General features: G+C 39.4%; 10 protein-coding genes. 2 read left to right on the top strand and 8 right to left on the bottom strand.

The genetic code is table 11. The features are described from left to right. Positions 1-89: 89 nt before the first annotated feature. Positions 90-3,530 (top strand): isoleucine--tRNA ligase, encoded by a 3,441-nt coding sequence (gene ileS, locus D0T08_RS05305; protein WP_116981570.1) that lies wholly within the window; start codon positions 90-92, stop codon positions 3,528-3,530. A gap of 189 nt (positions 3,531-3,719) precedes the next feature. On the opposite strand, the gene D0T08_RS05300 is transcribed toward ileS, so the two are convergent. The 8 genes from D0T08_RS05300 to D0T08_RS05265 all read right to left on the bottom strand — a co-directional run bounded on the left by D0T08_RS05300 (position 3,720) and on the right by D0T08_RS05265 (position 12,312). After that, positions 3,720-5,009: an aminotransferase class V-fold PLP-dependent enzyme gene (locus D0T08_RS05300; protein ID WP_116981569.1), complete on the bottom strand. Its 1,290-nt coding sequence runs from the start codon at positions 5,007-5,009 to the stop codon at positions 3,720-3,722. A gap of 171 nt (positions 5,010-5,180) precedes the next feature. Then, positions 5,181-6,722: a Do family serine endopeptidase gene (locus D0T08_RS05295; RefSeq protein WP_116981568.1), complete on the bottom strand. Its 1,542-nt coding sequence runs from the start codon at positions 6,720-6,722 to the stop codon at positions 5,181-5,183. Positions 6,723-6,991: 269 nt separating this feature from the next. Then, entirely contained in the window at positions 6,992-7,423 is a 432-nt protein-coding gene (locus tag D0T08_RS05290; RefSeq protein ID WP_116982012.1) for an Hsp20/alpha crystallin family protein, read from the bottom strand. A 244-nt stretch (positions 7,424-7,667) separates the two neighbouring features. After that, on the bottom strand, positions 7,668-8,576 hold the full coding sequence (locus D0T08_RS05285) for a tetratricopeptide repeat protein (RefSeq protein WP_158561198.1): 909 nt from the start codon (positions 8,574-8,576) through the stop codon (positions 7,668-7,670). Positions 8,577-8,589: 13 nt separating this feature from the next. Further along, positions 8,590-9,318, bottom strand: a complete 729-nt coding sequence (locus D0T08_RS05280) for an SOS response-associated peptidase (protein ID WP_116981566.1) — start codon at positions 9,316-9,318, stop codon at positions 8,590-8,592. Positions 9,319-9,498: 180 nt separating this feature from the next. Continuing rightward, on the bottom strand, positions 9,499-10,173 hold the full coding sequence (locus D0T08_RS27745) for a collagen-like protein (RefSeq protein ID WP_199538124.1): 675 nt from the start codon (positions 10,171-10,173) through the stop codon (positions 9,499-9,501). Positions 10,174-10,306: 133 nt separating this feature from the next. Continuing rightward, a complete protein-coding gene (locus D0T08_RS05270; RefSeq protein ID WP_116981565.1) occupies positions 10,307-10,855 on the bottom strand; it encodes a hypothetical protein in 549 nt (182 codons plus the stop codon). 62 nt (positions 10,856-10,917) lie between these two features. Then, positions 10,918-12,312, bottom strand: a complete 1,395-nt coding sequence (locus D0T08_RS05265) for a BamA/TamA family outer membrane protein (RefSeq protein ID WP_116981564.1) — start codon at positions 12,310-12,312, stop codon at positions 10,918-10,920. A 188-nt stretch (positions 12,313-12,500) separates the two neighbouring features. On the opposite strand from D0T08_RS05265, the gene D0T08_RS05260 reads away from it, so the two are divergent. Next, positions 12,501-13,721 (top strand): acyl-CoA dehydrogenase family protein, encoded by a 1,221-nt coding sequence (locus D0T08_RS05260; protein WP_116981563.1) that lies wholly within the window; start codon positions 12,501-12,503, stop codon positions 13,719-13,721. The last annotated feature ends 2 nt before the right edge of the window (positions 13,722-13,723 follow it).

Below are 13,723 nucleotides of genomic sequence, written 5' to 3'. Positions count from 1 at the left end.
CTAAATCTCTGCTATCAGTATTACGCCTTGCACTAAAAATGCGTATCTTTGCACTCTAATTTGGGTAAGGCCCCATTTTCGCTTATATTATGCAGCACTATAAAGAGTATAAATCAGTCAACTACGCAGCAATTGCGGACGAGATTCTTGAATTCTGGAAAGAGAACAAAATATTCGAGCAATCTATCGAGGTAAGAGAGGGCGCACCTGCTTTTACCTTTTTCGAAGGACCGCCCTCAGCGAATGGCACTCCTGGTATTCACCATGTGATGGCTCGTACGATTAAAGATATTTTTTGTCGTTATAAAACACTTAAAGGCTTTCAGGTAAAACGCAAAGGCGGTTGGGATACACACGGCTTGCCTGTAGAGTTACAAGTGGAAAAAGAACTAGGCATTACAAAAGAAGATATAGGTGTAAAGATTTCGGTTGAAGAATATAACAAAAAGTGTCGTGAAACGGTGATGCGTTTTACAGACCAATGGAATGATCTGACCGAAAAAATGGGATACTGGGTTGACTTAGATGACCCGTATATCACCTATAAAAACGAATACATAGAGAGTATCTGGTATTTGCTGAAAGAGTTTTATAACAAAGGTTTACTCTATAAAGGCTATACCATTCAGCCTTATTCTCCTGCGGCCGGAACGGGGCTTTCGTCGCATGAGTTGAATATGCCGGGTACTTACAAAGAAGTAAAAGATACTTCTTTGACAGCCCAGTTTAAAGTGAAGAAATCGGAAAAATCTGACTTTTTATTTGATGCAGGTGGACGAAACCTTTTTATTCTGGCATGGACAACTACTCCGTGGACACTTCCTGCCAATTCTGCGCTTACAGTAGGTAAAAATATTGATTATGTATTGGTACGCACCTTTAATCCATATACTTATCTGCCTGTTGATGTAGTTTTAGCTAAAGTATTAGTGAGTAAGTATTTTTCGGATAAAGGACGTGATGGCGATTTTGAAGGATTTGAGGCATCGGATAAAAAATTGATTCCGTGGACTATCCTTACTGAATTTAAAGGCTCGCAGCTAGAAGGTATCGAATACGAACAATTATTGCCTTATGTACAACCTGAAGCAGCAGCTTTCAGGGTAATCATAGGTGATTTTGTAACAACTGAAGATGGTACAGGGGTTGTGCATACCTCTCCTACTTTCGGTGCTGATGACTTCCGGGTTGCGCAACAAAATGGTATCCCGCCAATCATGGTTAAAGATGAAACAGGTAAGGATGTACCGATTGTTGACAAACGTGGTCGTTTCGTAAAAGAGATCACAGATTTTGCTTTGGAGTACGTAAAAGAGCAATATCTGACAGATGAAGAGAAAGAAACAGAACGTCAGAAACAAGGACGTGATAAATATTTATCGGTTGATGAACGTATCGGTATCAAACTAAAAATTGAAAACAAGGCTTTCAATGTTCAGAAGTTTGACCACCCTTACCCGCATTGCTGGCGTACTGATAAACCTGTCTTATATTATCCTTTGGATAGTTGGTTTATCCGCACCACGGCCATGAAAGACCGTCTGGTAGAGTTAAATAGAAAAATCAACTGGCAGCCGGAGAGCACCGGTACGGGTCGTTTCGGTAACTGGCTGGAAAACGCTGTTGACTGGAACTTATCCCGTAGCCGCTATTGGGGAACACCCCTACCTATCTGGAGAAGTGAAGATGGTGAAGAAGTTTGTATCGGTTCATTGGAAGAATTGAAAAACGGTATTCTTCACGCACAGAAAGATGATGCCTTATCAGCAGAGCAAAAGCAAAAGAATGCGTATTTCCTTGAATTGCTGGCCAAAAATGAAGAAGATTTACACCGTCCGTTTGTGGATGAGGTATATCTGGTTTCGCCAAGTGGCAAGGTTATGCAACGTGAGTCTGATTTGATAGATGTCTGGTTTGATTCAGGTGCGATGCCTTTTGCACAATGGCATTATCCATTTGAAAACAAAGAAATATTTGATAATAGCTATCCGGCTGATTTCATTTCTGAAGGTGTTGACCAGACCCGTGGTTGGTTCTTTACCTTGCATGCCATTTCGGGTATGTTATATGACTCTATTGCCTTTAAAAATGTCGTATCAACAGGATTGGTGTTGGATAAGAACGGCAATAAAATGTCGAAGCGTTTGGGTAATGCCGTGAATCCTTTTGAAACGCTTAAGAATTTCGGTGCTGACCCGACTCGTTGGTATATGATTACTAATGCCGAACCTTGGGATAACCTGAAATTTAATATTGAGGGTATTACTGAAGTGCAACGTAAGTTCTTTGGTACACTAACCAATACGTACAATTTCTTCGCACTATATGCCAATCTGGATAATTATAAAATGACAGAGTCTGACCGTGTGCCATATGAGCGTTTGCCTGAAATGGACCGTTGGGTTCTCTCAAAATTAAATACGTTGGTAAAAGAAGTGGGCGAGCAATATGAAACCTATAATCCTACAAAAGCAGGGCGTTTGGTACAGGATTTTGTTTGCGACCAACTCTCTAACTGGTATGTACGTTTGTGCCGTCGTCGTTTCTGGCAAGGCGAAATGACCGAGAATAAACAGGCTGCTTATGAAACACTTCAACATTGCTTGGTAGTGGTTTCGCAGTTGATGTCTCCTATTGCTCCTTTCTATGGCGATTGGTTGTATAGAAATATGACTGATTGTATCCGTGAGGAAGCAAAAGCCAAAAGAACGCATTTCCTGCATGAGTCAGTGCACTTTACGCAATGGACTGAATATGACCAAAACATGGTTGATGTGGATTTGGAAGAATCGATGGACTTGGCTCAAAGGATATCTTCTTTGGTACACTCGTTACGTAAAGGCCATAAAATTAAAGTTCGTCAACCTTTGCAAAGAGTATTGATTCCGGTATTGTCTGAAAGCACGCGTGAGGAAATCCGCCATGTAGAAGAAATCATTAAATCGGAGGTAAATATCAAGGCTGTTGAATATCTGGATGATGATTCGGGTATATTGAAAAAGAAAGTGAAACCTAATTTCAAAGTATTAGGCCCTAAGTATGGCAAGGATATGAAAGAAGTAGGTAACTTCATCAACTCCATGACAGCCGAGCAACTGAAAGAATTAGAAAAAAGCGGAGAGCTTTTCACGAACTCTGCTTTAGCTACTTTCTCTTACCTGAAACTGGAAGATGTGGAGATATTGACAGAAGATGTACCGGGCTGGTTAGTAGCCAGTGAGGGAGGCATTACGGTAGCTTTGGATATGATTATCTCAGAGGAATTACGTAATGAAGGTATCGCCCGTGATTTTGTGAATCGTATCCAGAACTATAGAAAAGACAATGGTTTTGAAGTAACTGATAAAATCAATATCACGCTTCAAAATAATAACGAAGCACTGGTAAAGGCTATAGCAGCCAATAAGGAGTATATCTGTCAGGAAGTGCAGGCACTTTCTTTAAATATCGTACAAGACGATATTCAGGATGCGAGCCAGATTGAGATGGATGAATTTTTATTGGTGGTGAAAGTTGAAGTAGCTAAGTAACTACTATAATCCAAAGTCCCGTTAGGGACGATATATTGGTAGAAAAATGTAGGATTAGAAGTTCAAAGTCCCGTAGGGACGGTATATTGAATCAATATATCGTCCCTACGGGACTTGAAATTTACTTTTATCATATTTTACTACCAATATACTATCCCTACGGGATATTCTCAGTAAGTAAGCCTTATCTTATGTCTTAGCTACATGCTTAATACCATCCAATAGCCTATCCAAATCATTCAAAGTAGTATAGACGTGTGGTGTTACTCGTACCCCATCTAATTTCTCCCATTTCACAGGTGAGGTGTGGATTTTAAATTTGCCCAATAGTTCTCCCTCAATTTTCCCTCCTTCTAAACCCTCAATACCAAAGTGCGCTAATGCCCCTGAAAACTCCTGTTTGAGTGAGGTATTCAATTTAAATTTAGGAATATTGCTTACAGCTTCTTTAGCCCAGTAGTTTTTCAGGTAGCGTAACCGTGCTTCTTTACGGGCATTGCCTATAGCTAACTGAAAATTAAGTGCCTGGCCAATGGCCTGCTCAATCATGAATGGCCTGGTACCCAGGTTCTCGAATTTTCTGATATTATCTGAATTGGGTTTATCGTTAGGAATTAATGGAAATACTTTACTAATCTTCTCTTTCTTCATCCACAACATTCCAGTGCCTATCGGTGCAGAAAGCCATTTGTGCAAGCTTGTGCCGTAGTAATCACCTCCCAAATCCGGGATTTTATATTCTAAATGCGCAAATGAATGGGCGCCATCAATCACCACTTCAATTCCCCTTTTATGCGCTTCGTCGGCGATGCGTTTAGCTGGTAGAATTTGTCCGTTCCAGTTGATGATATGCGTGATGTGCACTACCTTGGTTTTAGGCGTCATTTGCTCTACAAACTTTTTCACTATCAAATTATTGTCCTCGGCAGGTAAGTCTAACTCCACATAATTGATTTTCAGACCCTCTCTCAATTCTCTTTGTCTATAGGCATGCAGCATATTCGGATAGTCGTAACGTGTCATCACAATTTCGTCACCTCTTTGTAAGGGCAAGCCTAATATGATGGTATCTAATGCCTCGGTAGCATTGCGGTTAATAGCGATTTCTTCCGGTGATACACCTGCGTATTTTGCCAGGTTTTCTCTAAGGGGTTCTCTGCCCTGGTCTAAGATACGCCACATAAAATAGCTGGGTGCTTCATTGGCAAATTTGCCATAGCGCTCAACCGCATTTTGCACTACCAATGGCGCAGGACTTACCCCCCCATTATTCAGGTTAATGATTTGTGGCGAAACCGTGTAAGCTTGTTGAATCTGATACCAGTAGTCTTCATCAGTAGCTAATTCTTGGGGTGTTTTGTTTGAACTTAGCTGACTGATAGTTAAAAGGTTATCAGCCGAAAGTGCTTTTAAAGAAGGTAGAAGAGATGCGCCCGTAAAAGCTGATAGTTTTTGAATGAAGTGTCTGCGTGATTTCATTGGTTGGAGTTTAGGTATGAGTGTATGCGAATATAATAAAATTGAAAGTGGATGCAAATGGAGGAATTGCATTTATTATTTACTTACCATAGAATGTATAAATGTTACTATTTGGGCACAAAAAAATCCCAACCCTAAGGCTGGGATTCTTATTTGCACTACTCTGCGCCACTATTCCAAACTCAAACCATAACAAGTCGTACGTGATGCACTTTGGTAAGTGCCACAAATCATTACGCCTTCATCTCCATTTTCTTTCGCTTCTTTAATAGCTGCTTTGAAGTCGTTTACTGAGCTAACTTTGCGCTCACCAACTTTCAATACGACAAATCCTTCGCGCATTTGGGTATAGTCTGCAATATCACCATCATAAATTCTTTTCACTACTACGCCACCCGACACACCGAATTTTTGTTTTTCTGCTGATGAAAGCTCGGCTAAATCAACGCCTAGTTTCTCAAAAGTACTATTGCTCGCTACTACTTCTTTTTTCAGGAAATCTTTGCCACCATCACGATTACGTAAGGTTACATCGAAGTCTCTCAATTTACCATCACGAGATACAGTAACTACCGCTGACTCACCTGGACGTTTACGACCAATCATTTCCTGTAATCTTGGGCCGCTCTTGGTATCTACACCATCTACTTTCACAATCACGTCGCCTTTCTGGATACCGGCAGCTTTCGCAGCACCGTTATCAATTACATCAGCAACATAGATACCTTCTGATACTTTCGAGCCTACCTCTTCTGCACGTTTGCTATCTAATTCTACCAGGTTGATACCTAAGTAACCACGTTGAACATTACCAAATTTCACAATATCTGCTGTTACTTTCTTCACTATGCTTGATGGAACCGCAAACGCATAACCTGCATAAGCACCATTCGGGCTGGCAATCGCTGTATTGATACCGATTAACTCACCTTTCAGGTTTACAAGGGCACCACCACTATTACCAGGGTTTACAGCTGCATCAGTCTGAATAAATGATTCGATAGCATCTGATGTTCTTTGTTGACGGTCATCACCATTACGTCTGTACATCTGTTGTTGTTTCTGTGCAAGGATACCGATATTACGACCTTTTGCACTTACAATACCTGCTGTAACCGTTGATTCTAAGTTAAAAGGGTTACCTACCGCTAATACCCACTCACCTACTTTCACGTTATCAGAGTTAGCAAATGTCATGGCAGGGAAGTTTGAACCTTCTATTTTGATAACTGCAATGTCAGTCGATGGGTCTGTACCTAATACTTTCGCTTTATATGAACGGTGATCAGAAGTTACTACTTCTAATTCATCCGCCCCTTCTACTACGTGGTTGTTAGTGGCAATATAACCATCGTTTGAAATGATTACACCTGAACCCGAAGACTCCTGTTGCTGGTTACCACCACCACGTGGCATACCAAATGGAGAATCATCGCCGAAGAAATCATCGAAGATAGAGCGTTGTTGACGCACCATGCGAGATGATTTAGCTTTAATGTGTACTACAGATGGAGTTGATAGTTCTGCCGCATAAGTGAAATCACCCGGTGCAGCGCCACCTCCTGGAAAGTTGGCTAGACGATTAATAGACGTTGGTGTTGAGGCTTCGTTAAAAATTACATCCTTTCCTTCAAAACCCAGCATACGATAACCACCTATGGTAACGATACTACTGGCCAAAGCAATACCGATTGTTTTTAATGTGTTGTTCATAGTTCTTTACTGCTGATTTAAAACTGAATTATTCTGATTACACTGATTGGGTTACAATCATTAGTAAATTATTTTCAAATCTGATTCTCTGTTTTAATAGGGTAACAAAAATACTCTTTTTTTGTTTTCTACAAATTTAACGCAAAAGCATTTATGATAATTCGTAGTGTTGTGGATTTTTAACAAATTTTAACTAAAGGGTTTTTATTTACTAATAAAGGGCAAGAAACCCATTGGAATCTTGCCCTTTTATACGCTATTTAGTTTGCTTACGCAATTTCAATTAAACGTGGTTCTTTTGGTTTTGCTTCTTCTTTTTTAGGTAATGATAAACCTAAAACACCTTCGTTATAAGACGCCACAATTTTATCACCATCAACCGTTTTTGGTAAAGTAAACGAACGTTTGAATGAAGAATAGTTAAATTCTTTACGGGTATACTTACCGTTGTCTTTGTTTTCTTCGCTTTCAGTTTTTTGCTCAGCTGAAATAGTCAATACATTCTCATGAACGTTAATTTTGAAATCTTCTTTTTTCAAGCCCGGAGCTGCTAATTCAATTTTAAATTCATTCTCACTTTCCAATACATTCACTGCCGGAAATGAATTTTGATGAGTCGGCGCTACACGCTCGAAATCATTAAAAAAGTTTTGTAATACTGATGGAAAAGTAGGTGCGAAACTTCTTACTAATGTTGCCATGGTTTTATAAATTTTATCTTGTTTAACATTTTTATTTGCCACAACCTCGTGGCGACGTTTTATTATTATCAATTTGTATACCACCACAAAACTCAAGACAAAATGACACATTTTCTTTAATTTGACAGAAAATTTAATGACAAATTGTCACTTATCCTATTTTCAGTATTGCTAAATTGTCAGAAAAAAGAAGAGGGAGTTGGCATAGAACCAACTCCCTCTTGCTTCATGAGGAGTTATCTTATCAATTCAGTTTTTTTAATAATTCTTTGGCATAGACATTACCCGGGTTCACGGCTAGTGATTTTTCGCAATATTGAAGTGCCGTTTTCTTCTCCCCTTTTTTCTGGTAGGCTTCTGCCAGACGGTAAAAACCATTATCGCTTTGAGGATTGGTTGCTACTGCCTTTTGGTAATAACTAATGGCTCTGTCATAATTTTCTTTATCCAGATACAAGCCTCCCAGATTGAAATTTGCCTCATAATGTTTGGGATTCAGACGTACGACTGTTTCTAAATCTGCTATTGCCCCATTTACATTGCCCAATGTTGTCTTGCAATTTCCTCTTTTATAATGACTCGTTTCTGGATTTATACCCAAATTGATACAACGGTCAAAAGCCACCAAGGCTTTTTCGGTTTCATTCTTATTATAAAAATCTAATGCTTTCTTAAATAGTTGTTGTTGTGGAATTTTGTTTATCTCTTCAGATACATCAACATCATCTGAAATATCATTATTCCCGGCCATTTTCAATTCAAAGCCATCAAACACATCTACATTATTACTGGTAGCTAAAGCTTTAAGCTCTTTTCCTTTTTCAATGGCTGATCCGGCAGTATGCGCCTCTTTTTTACTAACTTCTAACTGATACTTGCCTGCCATCTTGGCAATGCCTACATATTTATAATCCTGTTTTACCAATACCTCTTTTAGGTGAGCTATATCTTTTGGATCACTATCAATAAAATAATAGTGATAGTCAACAGGCTCCTCCTCGTTGAAGCCATTGTTTTTTAACTGCGTAAAAAGCGCCTGTACTTCATTGGCATGATTACATTTCTGGGCAAAGCTAGCTGTTGAAATAAAAGAAGCGGCAAAAAAGCCAATAGCCATACCGCTCTTGTGCAGAGATAGATTTTTAGTTGTCATAATAATCATACAATTAAAAAAGACTTGTTTGCGTAAACTCTGAATAGGTGTAGGGTTTCAGCACATCAGGTGTATTTGAGTCTTTCTCCGAAATCTTTCGGCTTATAGTATAAGCCTCCATTTTGTTTTCGTCGAAAGGTTTGGCAAAAGAGTCTATTGTAGTTTCATCAAACCCTTTTTGAAGCCAATCCAGTTCATTTTCCTTAGATAATATAACGGGCATTCTTTTCTTCGAATTGTGTATTCTGGCCATTAAAGGATTTGCATCCGTGGTGATAATTGAGAAAGTCTCTTTCATTTCTCCATTCTGCTTATCTGTCCATACCTCCCAGATTCCGGCCAGGCTAAAAATATCCTGGTCTTTTACATGTATGTAATACGGATACTTCTTGTTTTCCAGGGTTTGCCACTCAAAAAAACCTGTAGCAGGCACCAGGCAATGTCTTTTATAAGCAGATTCTCTGAAAGAGGGTTTTTCAAATATAGTTTCTATGCGGGCATTGGGTGTATTTTTTCGTAGATCCATGGCTTTGGCATGATTTGCGGCCCACGAGGGTATTAATCCCCATTGCATCAATTGAATAGTATCAGGTTCAGCCGCAGTAATCACTGGCCAGGGCAAAAAACTAAAGGCATTGGCATGATAGACGGGTTTTAACTTTTCCAGATTTTTCAGCTGTTTGGCTCTGTAGCGCTCTTTCAACCGCTCGGCATCAGCTTCGAGTGATAGATGATAACACATTGTAATAAGTCGTTTTGTGGAAGTAAGTATATAAACTTAATACTAATTTAAGAGCTTCTTGTTTATAAAACAATACTTTTCCGTTCAATTCAGTTCCTTACTGCCTTTTGAATGCTATAAAAAAGCAAAGACACCCCTAGAGGTGTCTTTACAATCCCAATTCCTGACAAATTTTCCAAACTATTCTGGGATTCCGAAAGCGCGGGCAACATCATCAAAATTAGTATAGTCTAAATTTGCTCTTGCCTGTACGCCTCCGGGTATAATAACGTAACGGAACTGTAAATTATTGGCTGGTTTTCCTGATGGCTCTAATAATTCAAGGAAATTAAAAATTACTTTATCCATGCTCATGCCTACATTATAATTACTGATGCTCGAAGGAGTAGTCATCGTAAGCGGTAGCAAATAGCTGGCGCTGTTAGCATTCTGGCGACTGTAGGCCAATACTACTCCTCTATCCACAATCTCCTGAGTAATTCTTCCTTCTGAAATAGAATAAGTATAATTAATCTCCGACAATTTTTGCCAATCACTGGTACTTGGTGTAAACCACCCTGAATAAATTACATTAGCAGTGCCGGGGTCTCCTTTATCACCTTTAGCTCCATCATTGCCGTTTGTCCCATTTGTTCCCGGGTCTCCTTTTTCGCCTGTCGCTCCAGTGGCACCTGTGGCTCCGGTAGATCCGTTAGCTCCCGTACCCGCTGGCCCTGTTGGTCCTGTACTGCCTGTTGCACCTGTTGGACCGGTCGCTCCTATAGGACCGGCTGCTCCGTCAGGGCCTTGCGGGCCCTCGCAGGCAGCTATCGTTAAACAACTAATCAGTGCCAAATGGAGTAATTTTGTTTTCATATTCATAACATTAAGTATATGTAAGATAGATTTGGATTTACACTATTATTGATTGGAATTTCTAAAAATATCAAAATTAGTCCATAAAAAACCCTCTAAGTTTTATTTTTCTTAGAGGGCTGATTTAATAAAATCAAATCGATTTAGGCTGCTGAGAAAACTTTACCTCAAGACCTCTATCCAATTTATTCTTTACCACTTTAATACTAACTTGTCCTGTGGGTTTAACTTTCCATACAAGTATCGGGTTTTCCGATACAGGCTTTCCATAGCGTACAGTAAACAAATTACTCAGTTCATTTTTCAGACCTTCATTTGTTTCGTCGGTGTTCATATAAATGTCTAATTCAATGCCTGAAACGCGATTCTGACTATTTTTTTCGTACAGAATATCAACAGTTTCCAGATTGTCGGTGTCAAAAGAATAGCCTACATGCGAATCCTCTTCTTCAAAAAGTTCGACCGTTTCTTTCTTTTTCACCTCTTCAATTGAATCGCCAAATTTGACACCGCGTAAGAGACCTTCGCCGGTACCCAAAATGGTACGGGCCAGGTTTTGCACATTGCTTGAGGCCGCAGGTGCTGTTGGTGGGGGAGGGACATCTACTTCCACTGTCTGGGTTTCTTTTGGGTTACTACAAGCTAGAATAAACAAAATTAAAACAAAAATGTAGATTTTCATGAGTTTGAACTTATTGTATCGGTATTTAATCTATTTCAGATTATGTTTAAAATAATCTTTACTTAAAAATCTCTGGTAACTGCAAAAAAAACTCGTCTCTCCCCTAAGCCATTCAATGAATAATTAATCCTCCCGACCACGTTATAAAATGTCACTACATCAAGCCCCAGCCCCGCTCCGGCAATCACTTTATTAACCAGGCGACTATTGTTTAATGCCGAAAACTCATTCTTAACGTACCCAACGTCAATAAACGAATTTAAGTATGCTGTGAGCGGAAAAGTATTGAATTGTTTTATTTTAAGATACTTCTTCAAATCAAATGTGCGATTAAAAAGCTGGTATTTCAGATTGGTTTTTACAAGCCCATAACTCTGCCCATCTATTACATACAATTCATATCCTCTTACCAGATCGTTACGATACCCCAAACCCAAGGTTTGCAAAAAAGGTTGTTTCTTCGGAAACGACATCCTGCCTCTTACACTATAATTGGCATAAAACTTCTTGCCTAATGAAAAATATTGGGTATACCCTGCCGACAGGCTGAATAATTTGATATTATCGCTCGGCAATAGCCCATATTTCGTCACTCCAAAGCTTACAGTATACCCATCTAAAGCATATTGTCTGTTATCTCTTTTATCATATATATAAGCATAACTCGCCAGGAAGTAATTCTGTTTTTGTTGGCCATCTAAAAGATAGTTTGGGTTCAGCACGGCAATCGTATCTCCTATGTGTACCTGCGTATAACTTAACTCTAATTGCTGGCTTTGGTAAAAGCCTTTTCGTTGGCTAAATACTGAATAAATATAGAGGCGTTCCCGCTGCTTTGCCTCACTTTGGAAGAATTGTAATTTATCCTGCGAGGTTCGGTAAGCCATCGTTTTATTCATCACATATAGCACTCCTACTGAAACCCTTTTGGTTAAATCTTTATCCAGATAAGGTGTTGAATAAGCTATCTCGAAGTTTGGTACAAAACCAAACTCTGCTCTGAGTTTTAGCTGGTCGTTATTCCCAGTCAGGTTTGAATGCTTGCTATAGACCCCATAAATGGTTCTTCTTAAATCCCGCTTGCGTTCATACCACCACTCATTAAAATTACGGTCGGCCAGATAAAAAACCGGAAAAGCCACAAAATAGAGCCGCTCTTTTACCTCAATTTCAATATCTATTACTGATTCGCTGATATGTATAGTGGCTACATTTACCGTGACAAACAGGTTAGTATTAACAATTTTTCTACGGTCAATTTCCAGTACTTCATTAATGGTAGTTTTTCTCAAACTATCTCCTGCCCTCACGCCTACTTCACGCAAAATGATTTTGTCTTTAGTCCGGATATTCCCTTTTATGATTACCTGACGAACAAATACTGAATCAGCAGCGTAGCTTTGACAATAGCAGAATTGTAAAAAACAAAGCAGGAAAAAGAAGCTGAATTTATTCATTCAAAAGGGGTAGATAGGAAATTTCGTTTGCGCTCAAATAGGTAAAAGAGCATATAAGGTTTGAAAATCCAAAATTAAACTATTTCCATGAAAAAATTGAGGAAAGTGTTGGAGTTAAATTTTATAAATCAATACATGAAAGCTAAATTATTACCATATTTACAGATTCAACCTTAAAAACCTGGATTATGGAGCGTTTGTTTATTACTGAGAAAATCAGCACGCTATTACCCCGAATCAAAGAATTTGTAGTCAATGAGTTATATCCTTTAGAAACTACCGAAAACCTTACGCATAATTTCTCCTATATAGAGCCTGTTCTACAACAAAAAAGAGCCTTAGTCAAAAAAGCCGGATTGTGGGGATTGCATCTACCTGAAGAAGATGGAGGGTTAGACCTAAGCCTTTGTGAGTTCGGACAAGTCAGCGAAATTCTGGCCATGACGCCTTTCGGGCATTTTGTGTTTAATACACAAGCACCTGATATTGGCAATACCGAGCTGATGCATAAGTATGCACCTAAACATCTGAAAGACCAATACTTAAAGCCTTTAATGGACGGAGCTATCAGAAGTTGCTTCTCTATGACCGAACCTGAATTTGCAGGTTCGAACCCGACGCGCATGGGTACAACAGCGGTAAAAGATGGAGACGATTATGTAATTAACGGACATAAATGGTTTACATCTTCTGCTGATGGAGCGGCTTTTGCCATTGTGATGGCAGTGACTAATCCTGATGCTGCACCACATAAAAGAGCTAGCCAGATATTAGTACCTACCGATACATCAGGTTTTACATTAGTAAGAAATATCCCGATTATGGGACATGCAGGTGATAGCTGGGCAAGCCATGCCGAAGTTACTTATGAAAATGTGCGAGTACCCCAAGCCAACCTGATTGGCGCAGAAGGAATGGGATTTTTATTGGCACAGGAACGCTTAGGGCCAGGTAGAATTCACCACTGCATGCGCTTTATTGGTATTGCTGAGCGTAGCTTTGAACTGATGTGTCAGTATGCAGTATCCAGAGAAATGGAAGAGGGAGTTGTATTAGGTGAAAAACAATTCATTCAGGGCTTCATAGCTGAAAGCAGAGCAGAGATTGATGCCGCACGTTTATTAGTACTAAGAACAGCCAAAAATATAGATGAACAAGGAGCAGCAGCCGTGCGTGACGAAATATCAATGATTAAATTCTTCACAGCTAATATGATGCTTCGGGTGATTGACAGAGCGATACAAACACATGGAGCATTAGGAATGACCAATGATATTTTATTATCACACTGGTATTCGCACGAAAGAGCTGCTCGTATCTATGATGGTGCCGATGAGGTACATAAAGCCGCTCTGGCCAGAGGTATTTTGAAAGGTTATGGCTTGGATGTTAGAAAAAATAAACCTTAACT

The organism is Emticicia sp. C21 (assembly GCF_003418935.1).
GTDB lineage: Bacteria > Bacteroidota > Bacteroidia > Cytophagales > Spirosomataceae > Emticicia.
This window is presented reverse-complemented; position numbering and strand designations above follow the sequence as displayed.